A 20,440-nucleotide genomic window follows, 5' to 3' on the forward strand; every position below is an offset into this window, starting at 1 on the left:
CCGACCCCACCCAACACACCGCCACGCGGCCCCGGACGTGCGGGACTGCGCGCATATGACCCCCGACCCCACCCAACACACCGCCACGCGGCCCCGGGGTGCGGGGGCGCGCGGCGGGGCTGCAGGTGGCGGGGCTACGGGCGGTCGGTTTCCCGGCGGACGGTCTCCTCGACCGACGTCTCGTGCCGCGTGCGCAGGGTCGGGTCGAGCGGCCGCAGGTACGTCTGCCGCACGCCCGGCACCCGGTCCTCGACCACGAACGTGGCCCGGGTGTAGGCCGCGGCGTCGGGCGTCCGCACCCGCGGCACGACCTTGAAGTCGGCCGTCAGCTGGTCGCGCTCGATCCTGGTGAGCACGTAGCCGCGCTGGTTGTTGTAGAACCGCAGGTGCGGGTTGATCGACAGGAACGGGTTCTGGGCAGGGTCGGCGTCCGCTCCGTCGCCGCCGGTCGTGATCGACGTGGTGGCCAGCTCCGACCCCACGGTGGGCCCGGTCGGGTCGTCGTAGTCGAGCTTCAGGTCGCTGGCCCAGTGCGCGTGCACGTCACCGGTGAGCACCACCGGGTTGCGCACCTTCGCGTCGATCCAGCCCTGGGTGATGCGCTGCCGGGAGGCGACGTAGCCGTCCCAGGCATCCTGCGAGGTGACCTTGGCGGGACCGGCGTCCTTGTCGCGCTGGGCGAAGAACACCTGCTGTCCCAGGATGTCCCACCGCGTGCGCGACCGGCGGAAACCGTCGAGGAGCCACGCCTCCTGCTCGGCGCCGGTGATCGAGCGGGCCGGGTCGGCCGCTGCCGGGCAGTCGCGGTAGCCGTCACCGCAGGCCTGGTCGTCGCGGTACTGACGGGTGTCCAGCATGTGGAACGTGGCGGTTCTGCCCCACCGGACGCGCCGGTAGAGCTGCATGTCGACGCCTCGCGGGACGGAGGCGCGGCGCAGCGGCATGTTCTCGTAGTACGCACGGAAGGCCGCCTCGCGCCGGGCGAGGAAGTCCGGCTGCGGGTTCTGCGGGCGTTCGTGCACCTCGTCGGCCCAGTTGTTGTCGACCTCGTGGTCGTCCCAGACGACCAGCCACGGCGCGGCGGCGTGCGCGGCCTGCAGGTCGGGATCGGCCTTGTACTGGGCGTGGCGCTGCCGGTAGCCGGCCAGGGTCTGCGTCTCGGGGCCCTCGTGGTCGCGGACGTTGCCGCCGGGGGCGGTGTAGGTGTTGCTGGTGTACTCGTACTGGTAGTCGCCGAGGTGCAGGACGAGGTCCGGCCGCTCCTCGGCCAGGCGGCGGTAGGCCGTGAAGTAGCCGTGCTCGTACTGCGCGCACGACACGAACGCCATGGACAGGGCGCTGCCGTACGACGCCGGGTGCGGGGCCGTGCGGGCGCGGCCGAGCGGCGAGACGTACGGGCCCATCCGGAAGCGGTACCAGTAGTCGGTGTCGGGGCTCAGCCCGCCGACCTCGACGTGGACGCTGTGCCCCCACACGGGGGCGGCCGTGGCGACGCCTGACCGGGCGACCCGGCGGGCGCGTTCGTCGCGGTAGACCTGCCAGCGCACGGAGAAGGCGCGCTGCGGCATGCCGCCGAACCCGTCCTCGGCCAGCGGTTCCTGGGCCAGGCGGGTCCACAGCACGAAACCCTGATGGTCGGGGTCGCCACTGGCGACGCCGAGCGTGAACGGATCGGTACGCAGCTCGCGTGAGGCGAGCGCCGGGTCGGGGTCGGCGTACGCGGGGACGGAGGCGGGGACAGAAACGGGGACTGCGGCGGCGATCCCCGCCGCCAGGCCGGTGACGAGGAAGTGCCTGCGGTTCGGGTGTGAAAGGGTGGGCTGCTGCACGCGATCAAGGGTGCCGAAGGCCTCCGAGCCCGGCCCGGCCCTTGACCGGGCGGTGAACCGGGCACAACGAAAAGACGACATCCTGCGTCGATGTCGCCTTCTCCGAGACCTTCTGTCGCGGGCGGGCCGCCGGGCCCGCCCGCTGTGCGCGAGAGCCGAGGGCTCCTACCAGCCGCGCTCCGCCAGACGGTGCGGCTGCGCGATCTCGTCGACGTTGATGCCGACCATGGCCTCGCCGAGGCCGCGCGAGACCTTGGCGACGACGTCGGGGTCGTCGTGGAAGGTCGTGGCCTTGACGATGGCCGCGGCGCGCTTGGCCGGGTCGCCCGACTTGAAGATGCCCGAGCCGACGAACACGCCCTCGGCGCCGAGCTGCATCATCATCGCGGCGTCGGCGGGGGTGGCGATGCCGCCCGCGGTGAACAGCACGACCGGCAGCTTGCCGGTCGTGGCCACCTCGACGACCAGCTCGTACGGCGCCTGCAGCTCCTTGGCGGCGACGTACAGCTCGTCGTCGGGCAGCGAGGCGAGGCGCTTGATCTCGGCGCGGATGGTGCGCATGTGCGTCACGGCGTTGGAGACGTCGCCGGTGCCGGCCTCGCCCTTGGAGCGGATCATGGCCGCGCCCTCGGTGATGCGGCGCATGGCCTCGCCGAGGTTGGTGGCGCCGCACACGAACGGCACGGTGAACTGCCACTTGTCGATGTGGTTGGCGTAGTCGGCGGGCGTCAGCACCTCGGACTCGTCGATGTAGTCGACGCCGAGCGACTGCAGGACCTGGGCCTCCACGAAGTGGCCGATGCGGGCCTTGGCCATCACGGGGATCGAGACGGCGCTGACGATGCCGTCGATCATGTCGGGGTCGCTCATCCGGGACACGCCGCCCTGGGCCCGGATGTCGGCGGGCACGCGCTCCAGGGCCATGACGGCGACGGCGCCGGCGTCCTCAGCGATCTTGGCCTGCTCGGGAGTGACGACGTCCATGATGACGCCGCCCTTGAGCATCTCGGCCATGCCGCGCTTGACGCGCGCGGTTCCGGTGACGGGGGTGCTTTCTGGCGTGCTGCTGGACACGGTCATCCTCACGGGCTCTCACGGCGAATCGGTATGTTGTCACGACCATCGTAGGTCCTGACGGACCCGTCACCAGACATGCCACTATGTCAGGATCCATCCGGATGGCCCTACAGCATGTCGTCAGGGAATGACGGGCTTGCGGCTGGCCAGCGCCACCCAGACCTGCCCGGGCGCGAAGTTCAGCGGCTCGCCGCTCTCGGTGGTGAACGTCGTGCCGCCGTCCTCCGATTCCCGCTCCCACCTCGCCTTGTACGCCATGCCGTCACGCAGCACGATCGCCGTCCCCTTGCCGGTGGTGTGCACGAGCGGCGTGTAGCTCTGGTTGAAGTCGTGGAACTCGGAGCGCTCGGTCTTGGTGTACTGCACGACCACGGTCGGCGCGCTGAGCTGCCCGCCCTCGGCCGCCATGTCCTTCTTGCCGTCCTGCGCGATCATCCACTGCTTCTTCGCCTCCGACCAGGTGAAGGTGAAGCGCGCGGCGGGCCACCTGACGGTGTACGACTTGCGCGGGACGCCGCCCTCGGCCGGCGGGTCGCCGAAGGTGAAGCCGATGTCCTTGGCCCTGCTCGCCTTCGGCGCCTTGGCCAGCAGCTGTTTGGTGTCGGCGAACAGGTTGTAGGGCGCGAAGCGGCCCGGCTGGCGGAAGTACGCGCCGGGATTCCTGGTGTCGCCCACGTCGAACAGCGAGGCCTCGGCGATGAACGGCAGCAGCTTGGTCTGCGCGCCCGAGTAGGCGAAGGCCGGCTTGCCGAACTGCGGCGCGATGTGCAGGTCGGAGATGCGGGCGCTGCGCACCGGGCCGACCTTGGGCGGCAGCTTGGAGGAGAAGATCGCCATGAGGCGGGTGAGGCCGGCCTCGACCTGCTCGACGTAGACGATGTCGGCGCTCTTGAGGCCGAGCTGCGGCTTGCCCGCCGAGGTGTTCTCGATCTTCACCGCCAGGACGGGCCTGAGCGACTGGTACGGCTTGCCGGTGAACGGGTGGGTCTTGACCGGCTCCGGCTCCTCGGTCGGCGCCACCGAGGCGGCGTCGGGGGCCTTGCCCGGCGCCGGCTCGTCAGGGGAGCAGGCCGCGACGGGCAGCACCACGGCCGCTCCGGCCAGCCAGACCGTGATCATCCGGGGAAGCCGCACGTGAAACTCCTTGCTTGGGCCCGTAAAACGGGATGAAGCTTACTGGCTTCCCCAAATGCGGTCATTCTGCTGACATGGTCGCGGGCGGATTGTCATCAATTTCGAAGAATTGGGGGTACGCGGTGTGCCCCGCCAGGCGCAGCGTCCTCGCCAGCCAGCGGCGCTGCGCCGTACGGGTGACCGCGACCGCGTTGTTGTAGAAGCGGCGCGAGTAGACCACCTTGGCCACAGCGGTGTCGAGCTCCTCCAGCAGCACGCGCCCCGCCTGCGACTCCGACAGCCTCTCCCGGAAGCGCTCCTGGTCGACCACCGCCCGCAGCGCCCCTGACAGGTCGCTCTCGGCATGCTCGCGCTCCTCCGGCCCGGCGCTGCGCGCCTCGTGGGCCGCCGCCGCCAGCACCAGCGACGTGGCCGGGTCGAGCAGGCGCGATCCGGCCAGCTCCAGCACCACGGCCCGACGCCGCATGAGGGCGGCGTCCAGCGACTCCTGGGCGAGCTCGAGCCTGATGTGCAGCCGGTCGAGGCGGCCCGCCCGCCAGGAGATGTACACCGCCGTCAGCACGACGACGATGCCCACGATCAGGACGATCAACGTCGTGGTCACAGGTCTTCCTCCACCCGGCCGGCCCCGCTCGTGGTCACGGTCTCGTAGACCCGTACGACGTCGCGGGCCACCGTGGACCAGTCGTACTTCCTGACCGCCACGAGCGCCTCGGCCGCCAGCTTGTGGCGGCGCTCGGGGTCGTCGAGCAGCGCGGCGGCCTCGCGCGCCAGGCCGGCCGCGTCGCCGTTGGCGAACAGCGCGCCCGCCTGCCCCTCCCCCAGCACCCGCCGGAAGGCCGGGATGTCGCTGGCCAGCACCGTCGCCCCGGACGCCATCGCCTCGGCCAGCACGATGCCGAAGCTCTCACCGCGGGTGTTGGGCGCGCAGAACACGTCGACCGAGTGGTACGCGCGGATCTTGTCGGCCTCGCTCACCATGCCGAGCACGGTCACCCGGTCGCGGAACTCCCTGGGCACCCGGTCGTAGACGTCCTTCTCGTCGCCCGGCCCGGCGAGGAGCAGCTTGAGATCGGGACGCTCGGCCGCGAGCAGGCGGAAGGCGTCGAGCAGGATCGGCAGGCCCTTGCGCTCTTCGTCCATCCGGCCGAGGAAGCCGATCGTGGCGCCGTCGGGGCCCCAGCCGTCGAGCGGCTCGGCCTCGGTGTACCGGGCGACCGTCACGCCGTTGGGGATCAGTACCGCGTCACCGCCGAACTGCTCGACCAGGCTCTTGCGGGCCGCATCGGACACCGCGATGCGCCCGCTCAGCTTCTCCAGCGCGCTCTGCAGTAAAGGCTCGGCCACGGCGATGGCCCGCGACCGCTGGAACGACGCGTGGAACGTCGCCACGATCGGCCCCCGCGCCGCCCAGCAGGCCAGCACGCCGAGGCTCGGGATCAGCGGCTCATGGATGTGCAGCACGTCGAAGCGCCCGGTGCGCACCCAGCGCCGCACCCGCGCGGCCGACAGGAAGCCGAACGACATGCGCGCCACCGACCCGTTGTACGGCACCGGCACCGCGCGGCCCGCGCCGGTCACGTACGGGGGCAGCTCGTCGTCGTCGGCCGCCGGCGCGATCACCGAGACCTCGTGCCCCTGGGCCACGAGCGCCTGGGCGAGGTCGTCGATGTGCTGCTTGACCCCGCCGGGCACGTCCCACGAGTACGGGCACACGATGCCGATCCTCATCGCCGCAGGTCCTCCAGCCAGAGCCGCTGCAGCATGTGCCAGTCTTCCGGGTGCTCGGCGATGCCCTTCTCGAACACGTCGGTCATGCGCTGCGCGACGGCGGCGACCTTCTCCTTGCGGCTGCCCTCCTCGGGGACGGGCACCTCCTCGTGGATGTGGATGCCCCAGTCGTCGCCCACGAAGTAGACGACGGCGGGCAGCAGCGCGGCGCCGGTCTGCACGGCCAGCAGCGGCGGCCCGGCGGGCACCTTGGTGGTAGCGCCGAAGAAGCGCACCTCGACGCCGCTCTTCGTCAGGTCGCGCTCGGCCGGCAGGCAGACGGCACCGCCCTTGCGCAGCCGCATGGCGAGCGTGCCGAAGTTGTGCCCGTCGCCGCCGGTGAGCGGCAGCACCTCCATGCCGAGGCCCTCGCGGAAGGCGACGTAGCGCCGGAAGAGCGACTCGGGTCTCAGCCGCTCGGCCACGGTGGTGAACGGGTGGCCCACGCCGACAAGCCAGGCGCCGGCCGCGTCCCAGTTGCCCATGTGGGGCAGCGCGAGGACCACGCCCCGGCCCTTCGAGAGGTTGTCGAAGATGTGCTCGGCGCCGATGACGTGCGTGCGGCGCACGATCTCGGCGGACCTGATCGACGGCAGCCGGAAGATCTCGTGAAAATAGCGGAGATAGGACCGCATGCCCGCCCGGGTGAGCTCGGACAGCTCACGGTTGCCCACCTCGAGCCCGGTCACCCTCGCCAGGTTGGACTCCAGCCTGCTCACCGACTTGCCGCCGCGGCGCCAGACCAGGTCGGCGAGCAGCCGGAACACCGCCGCCGTCGGACGTTCCGGCAGCAGCGGCACGAGCTTCCACCCGGCCGCGAAGCCGGCCGCCACGATCCGGTCGCCGAACGACACCTTCTCGCTCATGTCTCCCTCGTCTGCTGGTAGACCGCCATCGCCCGCTGCACCACGGTGACGACGCTGGCCGCCGCGAGCAGCCACATGCCCGCCGGCAGCACGTACGGAACCCCGAGCCCGGCGAGGAAGGTCGTGACCAGCGCCACGACAAGCCGTTCCGGCCGCTCGGCGATCCCGACGTCGGCCGTCAGCCCGAGCCCTTCCGCCCTGGCCTTGGCGTACGAGACCAGGGTGCCCGCGATCAGGCAGCACAGCGTCACCGCCGTCATCAGCGTGTCGCCCCGCGCGACGAAATACAAGATCAGGCCCGCGAAGATGGCGGCGTCGGCCACCCGGTCGAACGTGGAGTCGAGGAACGCACCCCACGTGGAGCCGTTCTTGCCGCCGAGCCGGGCCACCACGCCGTCGAGCAGGTCGAACAGCACGAAGAAGGTGATGACGAGGGCTCCCCACGCCAGCCGGCCCAAGGGGAAGAAGATCAGGGCCGCGACGATGGTGCCGAGGGTGCCGAACGCCGTGACGGCGTTCGGGCCGATCCCGAGGCCGACGAGTGCCCGGCCCAGCGGGGTGAGTATCCGGGTCATGGCCGGGCGCAGGAGTTTCAGCATCGCGGTCCGATCGTAGGCCATCCCGAACCCGACGCCTTTCTTTGCCCCACACCCCTTGTGATATCCGCCACAGGGGTATTTGGTGAACACACCGCGTCCAAGCGGTTTCTACTCCCCGCTCGGGCGCGGCGTTGGAACCAACCGACGTACGCGGGAGGCTGATGTGGCGGAGAGAAACGCAGGAGGCGCCGCGGGAGCCGCGGGCAGGGCGCCCGCGGCCGACAGGGCGGATGCGATTCGCAATGTCGTGCTGGTCGGCCACTCAGGAGCGGGCAAGACGACCCTCGTCGAGCAGCTGCTGGCCGCGTCCGGGACCATCCAGCGCCCCGGGCGGGTGGAGGACGGCAACACCGTCAGCGACTTCGACGAGGTCGAGGTCAGGCAGCAGCGGTCGGTCAACCTCGCGGTGGCCCCGCTGATCCACCAGGGCGTCAAGATCAACCTGCTCGACACGCCCGGGTACGCCGATTTCGTCGGCGACCTGCGCGCCGGGCTGCGCGCCGCCGACGCCGCGCTGTTCGTGGTGTCGGCCTGCGACGGCGTCGACGGGCTCACCAAGATGATCTGGGAGGAGTGCGCCCAGGTCGGCATGCCCAGGGCCGTCGTCATCACCAAGCTCGACCACCAGCGGGCCGACTTCGACGGGGTGCTGGCCACCTGCCAGGACGCGTTCGGCGACGGCGTGGCCCCGCTGTTCCTCCCGGTGATCACCAACGGTCACGTCAACGGGCTGATCGGGCTGCTGACCCAGAAGTTCTACAACTACGCCACGGGCGACCGCGCCGAGAAGGAGCCGGGGCCCCAGTACGCCGCCCAGCTGGAGCAGTACCGCGGCGACCTCATCGAGGGCATCATCCAGGAGAGCGAGGACGAGTCGCTCATGGAGCGCTACCTCGCGGGCGAGCCCATCGACGCCGTCGCGCTCATCGGCGACCTGGAGAAGGCCGTCGCGCGCGGGGGCTTCTTCCCGGTGCTGTGCACCGGGCTCGGCGTGGGCACCACCGAGGTGCTGGAGCTCATCACGCAGGGCTTCCCCTCGCCGCCCGAACACCCGATGCCCGAGATCACCGACCTGTCCGGCAAGCCGGTCCAGGACATCACCTGCGACCCCGACGGCCCGCTCGTGGCCGAGGTCGTCAAGACCACGAGCGACCCGTACGTCGGCCGCATCAGCCTCGTACGCGTCTTCTCCGGCACTCTGCGTCCCGACATGACCGTGCACGTGTCCGGGCACGGCGGCACCGAGCGCGGGCACGAGGACCACGACGTGGACGAGCGCATCGGCACGCTGTCCTGCCCGCTGGGCAAGCAGCAGCGCACGATTCCCAAGGGCGTCGCGGGCGACATCGTGGCGGTAGCCAAGCTCTCGCGCGCCGAGACCGGCGACACGCTGTCCGAGGTCGATCGCCCGATGTGCATGACCGCCTGGACCATGCCGGAGCCGCTGCTGCCGGTGGCGATCAAGGCGAAGTCGAAGGCCGACGAGGACAAGCTGTCGCAGGCCCTCGGCCGGCTCGTCGCCGAGGACCCGACGCTGCGGCTGGAGAACAACGCCGAGACCCGCCAGCTCGTCCTGTGGTGCATGGGCGAGGCCCACACCGACGTGGTGCTCGACCGGCTGGCCAAGCGCCACGGCGTCGAGGTGGAGCGGGTCGAGCTGCGGGTGCCGCTGCGCGAGACGTTCGGCGGCACGTGCCAGGCCATGGGCCGCAACGTCAAGCAGACCGGCGGCCACGGCCAGTACGCGATCTGCCACATCGAGGTCTCCCCGCTGCCGTCCGGGTCCGGCTTCGAGTTCGTCGACAAGATCGTCGGTGGCGTGGTGCCGCGGCAGTTCATCCCGTCGGTGGAGAAGGGCGTGCGCAGCCAGATGGAGCGCGGCGTCGTCGCCGGCTACCCCATGGTCGACGTGCGCGTCACCCTGTACGACGGCAAGGCGCATTCCGTCGACTCCTCCGACATGGCCTTCCAGGTCGCGGGCCAGCTCGCGCTGAAGGAGGCCGCCTCCAAGGTGCCCACGCTGCTGCTGGAGCCGGTGGACGAACTGTCGGTGCTGGTGGCCGACGACTACGTCGGATCGGTCATGTCGGACCTGTCGTCGCGGCGCGGACGCGTGCTCGGCACCGAGCCGGTCGGGCAGGGCAGAACCCTAGTCAAGGCCGAGGTGCCGCAGCTGGAGATCACGCGGTACGCGATCGACCTGCGCTCGCTGTCGCACGGCACCGGCACCTTCCACCGCAGCTTCCTGCGGTACGAGCCGCTGCCGCCGAACCTCGCCGGCAAGGTGACCACCACCGTGTGAGACGCCCCTCTGGCCACGCCGGGAGGGCCTCGTCCCTCCCGGCACGGCTTTCACCATTCATCACAACAGCATCACGAACCGATTTCGATTTTCCGTACCGGGCATCGCCGGCCAGCTGCCACACTGGTTGGCATTATGCGTACTGGACGGCCCCTCCTAGCTGCTGCTGTTCTCGCCGTCGCGACCACCTCGGCCGCGTATGCCTTCGGCCCTGACGCGAAGAACGCCGCAGCGAGCGAGAAGAAGACGACCACCGCCGCCGCGCCCTCGGCCTGCGATGCCGACGCGCGTTACCCGAAACGGGAACTGCGGGGAGTGTGGATCGCCACGACCCAGAACATCGACTGGCCCTCCAAGAAGGGCTTGCGGCCCGAACGACAGCGGGCCGAATACATCAAGATCCTCGACAACGCCGCCAAGCTCAACTTCAACGCGGTCTTCGTCCAGGTCCGGCCGGCTTCCGACGCGCTGTACAAGTCGTCGCTCGAGCCCTGGTCGCAGTACCTGACCGGCACCCAGGGCAAGGACCCGGGCTGGGACCCGCTGCCGTTCCTCATCTCCGAGGCCCGCAAGCGGGGCATGGAGTTCCACGCCTGGTTCAACCCCTACCGCGCCTCCTACGGCTCCGGCGTCGCCGACCTGTCCCCCGACCACCCCGCCCGGAAGCACCCCAACTGGACGGTCGCGTACGGCGGCCGCCTCTACTACAACCCCGGCCTGCCTGCCGTGCGCGAGCACGTGGTCAAGGTCATCACCGACGTCGTCAACCGTTACGACGTCGACGGCGTGCACTTCGACGACTACTTCTACCCGTATCCGGAGGCCGGCGCGACGTTCGACGACGACGCCGCCTTCCGCAAGTACGGCAAGGGCAAGAAGCTGGCCGACTGGCGGCGCGGCAACGTCAACACCCTCGTCGCCGAGGTCGACCGGGCCGTCCACCAGGCCAAGAGTTACGTGAAGTTCGGCATCAGCCCGTTCGGCATCTGGCGCAACAAGTCCAACGACCCCACCGGCTCGGCCACCTCCGGCATGTCCGCGTACGACGCGATCTACGCCGACGCCCGCGCCTGGATCAAGTCCGGCACCGTCGACTACGTGCTGCCGCAGCTCTACTGGCCGCGCGGGCACCGCCAGGCCGACTACAAGACGCTGGTCCGGTGGTGGTCCGACGAGGTCAAGGGCAGCGACGTGCAGCTCTACATCGGCCACGGTCTCTACCGCGTCGGCTCCCGTGACGATCGGGCCTGGACCCGGCCGGGCGAGCTGGCCGCCCAGGTGGGCCTCAACCGCGACACCAAGCGGGTCGACGGCTCGGTGTACTTCAGCGCCAAGCAGCTCCTGACCGACCCGCTGAAGGCGCTCGACCGCGTCGCCCGCGCCCACTACAGCCGTCCGGCGCTGCCTCCTGCGACGCCCGGCTCGGACGGGCAGGCCCCGGCGGAGCCCCAGAACGCGAAGGCGCAGGCGGCTCCCGGGGGCTCGAAGGCGCAGGGCGCGACGCTGTCGTGGGCCCCGGCGCAGGGCGCCCGCGCCTACGCCGTCTACCGCCTGCCCGACTCGGGCAAGGACTGCCACACCACCGACGCCCGCGACCTCGTCGCCGTGGTGGGCGACCCGACCTACGCCGCGAAGTCCCCCGGCACCTACCTGATCACCTCACTCGACCACTCCTCCCGCGAAAGCAACGCCGTGCAGGTGAAAGTGAGCTGACTCCTCCCTCGAAAACAACGCACTAGAGGTGAAGGTGGCCGGCCCCTCCCGCCAGAGCGACGCGGAACGGGACCCCTCCCGCCAGAGCGACGCGGAACGGGTGAAGGTGGGATGGGGTTGTTCGTCCGTCCGGGGTGGGTACGTCCGCCCCGGCCGTCGACTGCGCCACTCGGAGGGCTCACGGGCGGGCGCTGCCGCATGAGAAGGTGGTCGCGGCCGGTGGCGCGAAGGCCTGACCGTGCTCTAGCGTGCCACCGAACTCAGCGACCACGGAGGACATCGGCGTGAGGCGTGCGCTCATCGTGCTGGCCGTTCTGGCCGGTCAGCTGCTCTTCGGGTACGGCCCCTTCACCGGCCCCGCCCGGGCGGACGACGCCTCCGGGCGGGTCGCGCTCATCGGCGTGCCCGCCCTGCACTGGAACGACCTCACTCCGTCCGACACGCCCCATCTGTGGCGGCTCGCCGCCGAGAGCGCGCTCGGGTCGCTGTCCGTACGCACGGTCGGCAACGTCACCTGCCCGTACGACGGCTGGCTGACCGTGTCGGCGGGCACCCGCTCGGCGTCCGGCTACCGGTGCGGCCGCCCGCCCGCCCCCGAGCCCCAGGGTGAGGGCGCGGTCATCCCCGGTTACCACTACCTCGCCGACGTGGCCGGGCAACGCTACGCCGGAACACTGGGCCAGACGCTCAAGGACGCCGGTCAGTGCTCGCTCGCGATCGGGCCAGGCGCCGCGCTGGCGCTGGCCGACCGGCAGGGCGCGGTGCCGCACTACCGCGACTCCCCCGCCCGGGTCACCACCGCCGACCTTGAGCGCTGCCGCATGATCGCGATGGACGCCGACAGCCTCGTCGCCCCCTACCTGAGCGGCGACCAGCTGCCCACCGAACCCGACGCGCTCGCCCCTGCCGAGCGCCGCCAGGCGCTGCGCCAGGCCGACGCCCAGGCGGGCGCGCTGCTGTCGATGCTGCCCGCCGGCACGACGGTGCTGCTGGCCGGCGTCTCCGATCACGGCTCGGTGCCGCACCTGCGGGTGACCGCCCTGCGGCAACCCGGCGCCGCCGGTCACCTGCTCGGCGCCGCCTCCACCCGCCGCGAGGACATCTCGATCCTGCCCGACCTGACCGCCACCGTGCTGACCGAGCTCGGCGTGCCCGTGCCCAGCACGGTCGTCGGCGTCCCGATGCAGGTGGGCGGCCCCGGCGCGACCGTCGACCGGCTGCGCCGCGCCGACGCCGGCGCCCAGACCATGCGTTCGGCGAAGGGCCAGTACTTCACCGCGCTCGCGGTCGTCCAGGTGCTGTTCTACGTCGGCGCGTTCCTGCTGCTGCGCCGGCGCCGCCACTGGCGCTGGCTGCGCATGGCGGCCGTGGCCGTGGCGGCGCTCCCCGTCACGTCGTTCCTGGTCAACCTGTTGCCGTGGAGCGATCACCTGGGCCTGTTCGGCGGCATGCTCGCCTGGTGGGCCGCGCTCACCGTGCTGGCGCTCGCCGGGCCGTGGCGGCGCAGGCCGCTCGGCCCGCTCGCCGTGGTCGCCGGCGTCACCGCGCTGACGCTCGCCGCCGACCTGCTCACCGGCACCACGCTGCAGCTCAACAGCTTCATGGGCTACAGCGCCGAGCAGGGGGCCCGCTACTTCGGCCTGGGCAACATCCCGTTCGCGCTGTTCGCCACCGGCACGCTGCTCAGCACCACGGTGATCGCCCACCGGTGGCCGGGCCGGGCCGGCGTGGCCGCGATCGTGGTGCTGGGGGCCATCGCGATGGCTCTCGGCGGCTCGGGGCTCGGCAGCGACTTCGGCGGCGTGATCGCGTTCGTTCCGGGCATCGCGGTGACGGCGCTGATCCTGTCGGGCAAGCGCGTCTCGCTGGTGAAGCTCGGCGCGTTCTGCGTGGCCGGCGGCGTGATCGTCATGGGCTTCGCCTGGTACAACTACCTGCAGCCCCCCGCCCAGCAGACCCACCTCGGCAGGTTCGTGGGGCAGATCCTGACCGGCGAGGCGTTCGACGTCATCTGGCGCAAGCTGCAGGCCATGCTCGGCACCCTGCTCAGCCCCAACCTGATGCCGATCGTGATCGTCGCCGTGGCGTTCCTCGTCTACGCGATCCTGCGGCCCGAGCAGGCGTCGGCGGGGGTGGTGCCGGCGGCGTTCGGCCACTCGCCTGCGCTGCGGGCCGGGCTCATCGGCACGCTCGTCAGCGGCGTGGTCGGGATGCTGGTGAACGACTCAGGCGCGGCCGTGCTGTCGATGGCGCTGGCGCTGGCCGTGCCGCTGCTGCTGGCCGCCGGCATCAGCGCGCTGGCGCTCGACCGCCCGTCAGTTCCAGGCGTTGGCGAGCAGCTGGCGGGTGTCACGCAGTAGCTGCGGCAGCACCTTGGTCTGGGCGACCACCGGCATGAAGTTGGTGTCGCCGCCCCACCGCGGCACGACGTGCTGGTGCAGGTGGGCGGCGATGCCGGCGCCCGCGACGTGGCCGAGGTTCATGCCGACGTTGAAGCCCTGCGCGCCGCTGGCCTTGCGCAGCGCGCGCAGCGACTTCTGGGTGAACTCCCCCAGCTCCGCCACCTCGCCCGCGTCGAGCTCGTCGTACTCGGACACGTGCCGGTAGGGCACCACCATGAGGTGGCCCGAGTTGTACGGGTAAAGGTTGAGCACCGTGTAGACAGCCACGCCCCTCGCCACGACCAGGCCGTCCTCGTCGCTCATCGTCGGGATGACGTCGAACGGGCACCCGTCACCAGGGCCGTTGCCGGTCGGCTTGTTCTCGCCCTTGATGTAGGCCATGCGATGCGGGGTCCACAGACGCTGGAAGTTGTCAGGGGCCCCGGCCCCTGCCTGATCGTGCATAACTAGCAGCATATTGCCACGGACAAACGGGGTGCCCGTCCGGCACAATCCTGATCACCCGTCGACAGGAGACCCCCCATGACCGAGACCGTCACCGACCACCCCACCGAGCAGCCCGACTTCGATCCGGAGCACGCCGCCGGGCAGCCCGACGGCGACGGGTCGCCCTCGTACATCGAGGCGCCCGACTCCGACTCGGCGGTGAAGGGCCGCATCAAGGTGGCCGACGAGGTGGTCGAGAAGGTCGCCGCCCTCGCCACGCTGGAGGTGGAGGGCGTCGCCGACATGGGCGGCGACCTCGCGCGGGCGTACGAGGCCGTACGCGACCGCATCGGCTACGGGTCGCGCCGCGCCACCCAGGGCGTCACCGCGCGGATCCACGACCGGGAGGTGGCCGTCAGCCTGGTGATCGTGGTCGAGTACGGCCACGTCGTCATGGACGTCGCCTCGGAGGTCAAGGACAACGTGGCCAAGAACGTGAGCCGGATGCTCGGCATGCGCGTCAGCGAGGTCAACGTGACGGTGGACGATGTCCGCCTCCCCGGCGACCCCGGCCCGTCCCGCCGCGACACCACCCCGGACGACCCGGCCCTCTCGACCACCTGACCCCACGCCCTCGGCAGGCGCGGCCCCTGCCCGTCGCGGGCAGGATCTGTCCCGGCCGGCCGAGCATGACCTGTCCCGGCCGGCATGGGCGTCCAGTGCGGAAGGCCCCCTGCCCCGCCCGGCGCGGGCGGCACCCGCTGTCACGTTCCGCGCCCACCTCGGCGAGGTGGGCATGCGGGGTCGCCTCGGTGAGGCGGGCGCGTCAGCCCCGCCCCGTAAAAAGACGCGGCGGGGCTGCCTGGTGGCGGCCCCGCCGCGTCAGAGCGCTGTGCGGTGCTGGGAACCCGTCAGACCTGGGTGCGGTGCGTGACGGCGTCGACGATCTCGGCGATCGCGTCGTCGATCGGGACGCCGTTCTTCTGCTCACCGTTGCGGTAGCGGAACGACACCGCACCGTTGGCGATGTCGTCGTCGCCCGCGAGCAGCATGAACGGCACCTTCGCCTTCTGCGCGTTGCGGATCTTCTTCTGCATGCGGTCGTCGGAGTCGTCGACCTCGATGCGGATGCCGCGCTCACGGAGCCGCTTGGCGACGTCGTGCAGGTAGGGCGCGTGGGCGTCGGCGATCGGGATGCCGGCCACCTGCACCGGGGCCAGCCAGGGCGGGAAGGCGCCCGCGTAGTGCTCGGTGAGCACGCCGAGGAAGCGCTCGACCGACCCGAACAGCGCCCGGTGGATCATGACGGGCGTCTGCCGGCTGCCGTCGGCCGCCTGGTACTCGAGCCCGAACCGCTTCGGCTGGTTGAGGTCGAGCTGGATGGTGGACAGCTGCCAGGTGCGGCCGATCGCGTCCTTCGCCTGGACCGAGATCTTCGGGCCGTAGAAGGCGGCGCCGCCCGGGTCGTCGACCAGGGTGAGGCCCGACTCGGTGGCCACGTGGCGCAGCGCCTCGGTGGCCTCCTCCCACTCGGACGGCTCACCGATGAACTTCTCGGAGTCGTCGCGGGTGGACAGCTCGAGGTAGAAGTCGTTGAGGCCGAAGTCGCGCAGCACGCTGAGCACGAACCGCAGCAGCGACTTGATCTCGTCGGCCATCTGCTCGCGGGTGGTGTAGATGTGCGCGTCGTCCTGCGTCATGCCGCGCACGCGGGTCAGGCCGTGCACGACGCCCGACTTCTCGTAGCGGTAGACCGAGCCGAACTCGCACAGCCGCAGCGGCAGCTCGCGGTAGGACCGCCCGCGCGCCCGGTAGATCAGGTTGTGCATCGGGCAGTTCATCGGCTTGACGCGGTATTCGGTGCCGTCGAGCTCGAAGGCCGGGAACATGTCGTCGGCGTACCACGGCAGGTGGCCCGAGGTCTCGAACAGCGACGACTTGGTGAGGTGCGGGGTGTTGACGAACTCGTAGCCCGCCTCGGCCTGGCGGCGGCGCATGTAGTCTTCCATCTCCTTGCGGATGATGCCGCCCTTGGGATGGAAGATGGGCAGGCCGCTGCCCAGCTCGGCCGGGAAGCTGAACAGGTCGAGCTCGGCGCCCAGCTTGCGGTGGTCGCGCTTCTCGGCCTCCTCCAGCAGGTGGAGGTATTCGTCCTGCTTCTCGCGAGACTCCCAGGCGGTGCCGTAGACGCGCTGCAGCTGCGGGTTCTTCTCGCTGCCGCGCCAGTAGGCGCCGCCGGAGCGCATGAGCTTGAACGCCGGGATCGAGCGGGTGGACGGCACGTGCGGCCCGCGGCACAGGTCTTTCCAGCGCAGCTCGCCCGACTTGGCGTCGAGGTTGTCGTAGATGGTGAGCTGACCCGCGCCCACCTCGACGGACTCCTCGTCGGCCGCCCCGCCCTTGAGCCCGATCAGCTCCAGCTTGTACGGCTCGGCGGCGAGCTCCTCACGCGCCTGGTCGTCGCTGACGGCCCGGCGGGAGAACAGCTGGCCCTGCTTGACGATCTCGCGCATGCGCTTCTCGATGCGCTTGAGGTCGTCGGGCTGGAACGCCCGCTCGACGTCGAAGTCGTAGTAGAACCCGTTCTCGACGGGCGGGCCGATGCCCAGCTTGGCCTCGGGGAACAGCTCCTGCACCGCCTGTGCCATGACGTGGGCGGTGGAGTGGCGGACGATCGCCCGGCCCTCGTCGCTGGAGATGTCGATCGGCTCGACCACGTCGCCGTCGGCCAGCGGGCAGGACAGGTCACGCAGCTCACCGTTGACCCTGGCCGCGATGACGGTGCGGCCGTCGGCCTCCAGCGCCTCGCCGGCCGTCGTGCCGGCCGCGACCACACGCTCGGCTCCGGCGAGGGTGATGCGTAGCTCGGCTGACACGGTGTCTCCCTTGGGATCGCCCTCGGTGCCCGGCACCGAGGCTGATACGAATGGTGAACACCGATGCTATCGCGGGCGAAACCCCAGCCTTGTCAGCTCCTTGCGGCTTCCGTGGAACACGTTGCGGTCGATGGGCCGGTGGTCGTACTGATGGATGGTCCAGTCACGCCAGGGGCGCGGCACGTCGGGCCTGCCACGCGGGGTCGCCGGGCTGGCGATCCACAGCGGGTATTCCGACAGCCCGCCGCAGTGTCCGTCCTGCGCGAACGTGTGGAAGGTGTAGATGAACGGCCGCACGCCGGTGTGCCGCTCGACGTAGCGGCACCACCGGCGCGCGTAGCGGGCGACGCGCTCGGCGCGCAGGCCGTCGTTGGTCTCCAGATCGAGGGCGATCAGGTCGCCGCGGCGCAGGCCGCCGGCCGACCTGATCGCGCCCAGGAAGTGGCGTGCCTGCTCGTACGGGTCGCCCTTGGGCCGGGCGAAGTGGTACGCGCCGCAGACGATCCAGCTTTCCCGCATGCCGTTCCAGTTGCGGCCGAACCACTTGTCGGTCCAGTCGCCTCCTTCGGTCGCCTTGGCGAAGGCAAAGGAGACTCCCCGCTCGGCGTGACCGGCCCAGTTGACCGTGCCCTGCCAGTTGGACACGTCGATCCCGTGCAGCAGACCCTTCATCTTGCCGGAGTTTATTGAGACGTCTCCTGATCAGCCCTTCGCCGCGCCGATCAGGACGGTTCGCGTACGTTCCCTGTTGGCGAACGGGGACGCGACGAAGTCGGTGACCCCTGCCTGGCGCAGTTCCTCCAGCTTGGCCAGCACGGTGTCCTCGTCGCCGACGATCGCCACGTCGCCCGGGGTGGCGGCGCCCTCGCGGTCGAGCATCGCCCGGTAGGACGGCAGCTGCCCGTACACGGAGAAGATCCGGTTGGCGCGCTCGACGGCGCCGGCGGGGTCGTCGGTGACGCAGACGGGCAGCGCGCAGACGATCCGCGGCTCGGCGCGGCCGGCCTCGGCCGCGGCGGCCCTGATCGTCGGGGCGATGTGCTCGGCGACGGTCTTCGGCCCGGTCATCCACAGGACCGTGCCGTCGGCCACGGTGCCGGCGAGCTTGAGCATCCGCGGGCCGAGCGCGGCCACCAGCACGGGGAGGCCGGCGCCCGGCGTGCCGAGCCGGATGTCGGCCTTGAGCGTCTCGCCCGTGTAGGAGACCTGTTCGCCCCTGGTGGCCGGGATGAGGATGTCGAGGTACTCCTTCATGTGCCGGCCAGGGCGCTCGAAGCTGTAGCCGAACATGTTCTCGATGACGACCTTGTGCGACAGCCCGACGCCCAGCGTGAACCGGCCGCCGAGCGCGGCGTTGGCGGTCATGGCCTGCTGGGCGAGCGCGGCAGGGTGGCGCGGGTAGGTCGGCACCACGGCGGTGCCGAGCTCGATGGGCGGCGCCTGGGCGCCCGCCGCGGCCAGGGCGGTGATGGCGTCGAGGCCGAAGATGTTGGACAGCCAGGCCGAGCTGAAGCCGTTCTCCGCCGCCTGGGCGATCTGGTCGCGGAGCTCGCCGATGGGGTCGTCGCCCTGGGGCTCGCTGAGCAGGTATCCGTAGCGCATGAAACAGAACTCTATTCTGGTAACGGCGGCGAATCCATCCCGCCGCCCCCACGGACCATGCCCGCGGCGGGCGGGGACGTGGCCGTGGCCGGGTGATTTGTAAAGTGACCTACATGACGCACGAACGCGCGGGACAGCCCGCCCGGCCTTCCGACCTGGTCGACGTCGCCAGGCTGGTGACGTCCTACTACGCACTGCGTCCCGACCCCGGTGAGGCGGGGCAGCGGGTGTCGTTCGGCACGTCGGGACACCGCGGATCGTCGCTGAAGACGTCGTTCAACGAGGACCACATCCTGGCCACGACGCAGGCGATCTGCGAATACCGGCGCGAACAGGGCACCGACGGGCCGTTGTTCCTCGGCATCGACACCCACGCCCTGTCGGAGCCCGCCCGCGTGTCGGCGCTCGAGGTGCTGGCCGCCAACGAGGTCGAGGTGCTCGTCGACGCGCGTGACGGCTACACGCCGACGCCCGCCGTCTCCCACGCCGTCCTCCGGCACAACCGCGACCGCCGCTCCGGTCTGGCCGACGGCGTCGTGATCACGCCGTCGCACAACCCGCCGTCCGACGGCGGGTTCAAGTACAACCCGCCGAACGGCGGCCCCGCCGACACCGACGCGACCTCCTGGATCCAGGACCGCGCCAACCAGCTCGTGGAGGACGGCCTCAAGGGCGTGCGCCGCATCCCCTACACCACGGCGGCCGGCAGGGCCGGGCGGTACGACTTCCTCGGCGCGTACGTCGACGACCTGCCGTCCGTGGTGGATCTCGACGCCGTGCGGGCGGCCGGGGTGCGCATCGGCGCCGACCCGCTGGGCGGGGCGAGCGTGGCGTACTGGGGCGAGATCGCCGAGCGCCACCGGCTCGACCTCACCGTGGTCAACCCGGAGGTCGACCCCACGTGGCGGTTCATGACGCTCGACTGGGACGGCAAGATCCGCATGGACTGCTCGTCGCCGTACGCGATGGCCTCGCTGATCGCCAACCGCGACCGGTACGACGTCTCGACCGGCAACGACGCCGACGCCGACCGGCACGGCATCGTCACGCCCGACGGCGGGCTGCTCAACCCCAACCACTACCTCGCCGTCGCCATCTCCTACCTGTACGCCCACCGCGACGGCTGGCCGGCCGGCGCCGGGGTCGGCAAGACCATGGTGAGCAGCGGCATCATCGACCGCGTCGCCGAGTCGCTGGGCCGGAGCCTGTACGAGGTGCCGGTGGGGTTCAAGTGGTTCGTCCCCGGGCTGCTGGACGGGTCGCTCGGGTTCGGCGGCGAGGAGAGCGCGGGGGCGTCGTTCCTGCGCCGCGACGGGTCGGTGTGGTCCACCGACAAGGACGGCGTCATCCTCGCCCTGCTGGCCGCGGAGATCCTGGCCGTCACCGGCGAGTCGCCGAGCGCGCACTACCGCAAGCTGGTCGGCCGGTTCGGGGAGCCCGCGTACGCGCGGGTGGACGCGCCGGCCACGCGCGAGGAGAAGGCCGTGCTCGGCAAGCTGTCGGCCGCGCAGGTGACGGCGTCGTCGCTGGCCGGTGAGCCGATCACGGCGGTGCAGACCTCGGCGCCCGGCAACGGCGCCGCGCTGGGCGGGGTGAAGGTCTCGACGCCCAACGCCTGGTTCGCGGCCCGGCCGTCCGGCACCGAGGACGTCTACAAGATCTACGCCGAGTCGTTCCACGGCCCCGACCACCTGGCCCAGGTCCAGGAGGAGGCCCGTTCCCTGGTCTCGGCCGCCCTGAACTGACCCGGGCCGCCCCTGGCCCATCCTGGGCGGCCGAGCGGATGGCGGGAAAGCGCCTTCCACGGGCCGCCACGTTTGGACTTGCGGGTCCAATTTTGCCGC

The 20,440-nt window shown here is 71.1% G+C and carries 16 protein-coding genes; 5 read left to right on the top strand and 11 right to left on the bottom strand.

Annotated features, from left to right (window positions below; genetic code table 11):
* Positions 1–134 precede the first annotated feature (134 nt).
* From BLR04_RS09210 to pgsA, 7 genes are all read right to left on the bottom strand, one after another.
* Positions 135–1,829 carry an alkaline phosphatase D family protein gene (locus BLR04_RS09210; protein WP_245740130.1) on the bottom strand — a complete coding sequence of 565 codons (1,695 nt, stop codon included), beginning with the start codon at positions 1,827–1,829 and terminating at the stop codon, positions 135–137.
* A 165-nt stretch (positions 1,830–1,994) separates the two neighbouring features.
* On the bottom strand, positions 1,995–2,909 hold the full coding sequence (pdxS, locus tag BLR04_RS09215; RefSeq protein WP_090761736.1) for a pyridoxal 5'-phosphate synthase lyase subunit PdxS: 915 nt from the start codon (positions 2,907–2,909) through the stop codon (positions 1,995–1,997).
* Positions 2,910–3,026: 117 nt separating this feature from the next.
* Entirely contained in the window at positions 3,027–4,040 is a 1,014-nt protein-coding gene (locus tag BLR04_RS09220; protein ID WP_245740131.1) for a DUF3048 domain-containing protein, read from the bottom strand.
* Between the two features lie 61 nt (positions 4,041–4,101).
* The gene (locus BLR04_RS09225) at positions 4,102–4,644 is read right to left on the bottom strand and encodes a LemA family protein (protein ID WP_090761740.1); all 543 of its coding nucleotides are present in this window, start codon (positions 4,642–4,644) and stop codon (positions 4,102–4,104) included.
* The gene (locus BLR04_RS09230; RefSeq protein ID WP_090761742.1) at positions 4,641–5,771 is read right to left on the bottom strand and encodes a glycosyltransferase family 4 protein; all 1,131 of its coding nucleotides are present in this window, start codon (positions 5,769–5,771) and stop codon (positions 4,641–4,643) included. Before BLR04_RS09230 ends, BLR04_RS09225 begins: the two co-directional genes overlap by 4 nt.
* On the bottom strand, positions 5,768–6,676 hold the full coding sequence (locus tag BLR04_RS09235) for a phosphatidylinositol mannoside acyltransferase (protein ID WP_090761744.1): 909 nt from the start codon (positions 6,674–6,676) through the stop codon (positions 5,768–5,770). Before BLR04_RS09235 ends, BLR04_RS09230 begins: the two co-directional genes overlap by 4 nt.
* Positions 6,673–7,275, bottom strand: a complete 603-nt coding sequence (gene pgsA, locus BLR04_RS09240) for a phosphatidylinositol phosphate synthase (protein ID WP_176903008.1) — start codon at positions 7,273–7,275, stop codon at positions 6,673–6,675. The genes BLR04_RS09235 and pgsA overlap by 4 nt, the downstream gene beginning before the upstream one ends.
* A gap of 163 nt (positions 7,276–7,438) precedes the next feature.
* Here pgsA and BLR04_RS09245 point away from each other — a divergent pair, with 163 nt between their 5' ends.
* The 3 genes from BLR04_RS09245 (at position 7,439) to BLR04_RS09255 (ending at position 13,650) form a co-directional block, all read left to right on the top strand.
* Complete coding sequence (locus tag BLR04_RS09245) at positions 7,439–9,577, top strand: elongation factor G-like protein EF-G2 (protein WP_090761748.1); 2,139 nt, start codon at positions 7,439–7,441, stop codon at positions 9,575–9,577.
* 135 nt (positions 9,578–9,712) lie between these two features.
* Positions 9,713–11,290 (top strand): glycoside hydrolase family 10-like protein, encoded by a 1,578-nt coding sequence (locus BLR04_RS09250; protein ID WP_090761750.1) that lies wholly within the window; start codon positions 9,713–9,715, stop codon positions 11,288–11,290.
* Positions 11,291–11,574: 284 nt separating this feature from the next.
* Positions 11,575–13,650 (top strand): hypothetical protein, encoded by a 2,076-nt coding sequence (locus BLR04_RS09255; RefSeq protein ID WP_245740132.1) that lies wholly within the window; start codon positions 11,575–11,577, stop codon positions 13,648–13,650.
* On the opposite strand, the gene BLR04_RS09260 is transcribed toward BLR04_RS09255, so the two are convergent.
* A complete protein-coding gene (locus BLR04_RS09260; protein ID WP_245740133.1) occupies positions 13,606–14,136 on the bottom strand; it encodes an HIT family protein in 531 nt (176 codons plus the stop codon). The two genes, BLR04_RS09255 and BLR04_RS09260, sit on opposite strands and share 45 nt — an antisense overlap.
* A 78-nt stretch (positions 14,137–14,214) precedes the next feature.
* On the opposite strand from BLR04_RS09260, the gene BLR04_RS09265 reads away from it, so the two are divergent.
* A complete protein-coding gene (locus BLR04_RS09265; protein ID WP_090761755.1) occupies positions 14,215–14,742 on the top strand; it encodes an Asp23/Gls24 family envelope stress response protein in 528 nt (175 codons plus the stop codon).
* 287 nt (positions 14,743–15,029) lie between these two features.
* Here the strand turns inward: BLR04_RS09265 and thrS are convergent, their stop codons facing one another.
* The 3 genes from thrS to BLR04_RS09280 form a co-directional block, all read right to left on the bottom strand.
* On the bottom strand, positions 15,030–16,994 hold the full coding sequence (gene thrS / locus BLR04_RS09270) for a threonine--tRNA ligase (RefSeq protein WP_090762249.1): 1,965 nt from the start codon (positions 16,992–16,994) through the stop codon (positions 15,030–15,032).
* A gap of 66 nt (positions 16,995–17,060) precedes the next feature.
* Entirely contained in the window at positions 17,061–17,666 is a 606-nt protein-coding gene (locus BLR04_RS09275) for a glycoside hydrolase family 25 protein (protein WP_090761757.1), read from the bottom strand.
* Positions 17,667–17,696: 30 nt separating this feature from the next.
* Positions 17,697–18,596, bottom strand: coding sequence for a TIGR03564 family F420-dependent LLM class oxidoreductase (locus tag BLR04_RS09280; protein ID WP_090761759.1), 900 nt, complete (start codon positions 18,594–18,596; stop codon positions 17,697–17,699).
* A 113-nt stretch (positions 18,597–18,709) separates the two neighbouring features.
* On the opposite strand from BLR04_RS09280, the gene pgm reads away from it, so the two are divergent.
* Entirely contained in the window at positions 18,710–20,341 is a 1,632-nt protein-coding gene (gene pgm / locus BLR04_RS09285; protein ID WP_090762251.1) for a phosphoglucomutase (alpha-D-glucose-1,6-bisphosphate-dependent), read from the top strand.
* Positions 20,342–20,440 lie beyond the last annotated feature (99 nt).

The sequence above is a fragment of the Nonomuraea maritima genome (assembly GCF_900100395.1).
Classification (GTDB): Bacteria; Actinomycetota; Actinomycetes; order Streptosporangiales; family Streptosporangiaceae; genus Nonomuraea; species Nonomuraea maritima.

What these genes read in the sequence shown, in the direction of transcription:
- BLR04_RS09280 (WP_090761759.1), bottom strand. Translation starts at nt 18,596, where the DNA reads ATGCGCTACGGATACCTGCTCAGCGAGCCCCAGGGCGACGACCCCATC.
- BLR04_RS09275 (WP_090761757.1), bottom strand. Translation starts at nt 17,666, where the DNA reads ATGAAGGGTCTGCTGCACGGGATCGACGTGTCCAACTGGCAGGGCACG.
- BLR04_RS09265 (WP_090761755.1), top strand. Translation starts at nt 14,215, where the DNA reads ATGACCGAGACCGTCACCGACCACCCCACCGAGCAGCCCGACTTCGAT.
- pgm (WP_090762251.1), top strand. Translation starts at nt 18,710, where the DNA reads ATGACGCACGAACGCGCGGGACAGCCCGCCCGGCCTTCCGACCTGGTC.
- BLR04_RS09250 (WP_090761750.1), top strand. Translation starts at nt 9,713, where the DNA reads ATGCGTACTGGACGGCCCCTCCTAGCTGCTGCTGTTCTCGCCGTCGCG.
- pgsA (WP_176903008.1), bottom strand. Translation starts at nt 7,275, where the DNA reads ATGCTGAAACTCCTGCGCCCGGCCATGACCCGGATACTCACCCCGCTG.
- BLR04_RS09260 (WP_245740133.1), bottom strand. Translation starts at nt 14,136, where the DNA reads ATGCACGATCAGGCAGGGGCCGGGGCCCCTGACAACTTCCAGCGTCTG.
- pdxS (WP_090761736.1), bottom strand. Translation starts at nt 2,909, where the DNA reads ATGACCGTGTCCAGCAGCACGCCAGAAAGCACCCCCGTCACCGGAACC.
- BLR04_RS09235 (WP_090761744.1), bottom strand. Translation starts at nt 6,676, where the DNA reads ATGAGCGAGAAGGTGTCGTTCGGCGACCGGATCGTGGCGGCCGGCTTC.
- BLR04_RS09230 (WP_090761742.1), bottom strand. Translation starts at nt 5,771, where the DNA reads ATGAGGATCGGCATCGTGTGCCCGTACTCGTGGGACGTGCCCGGCGGG.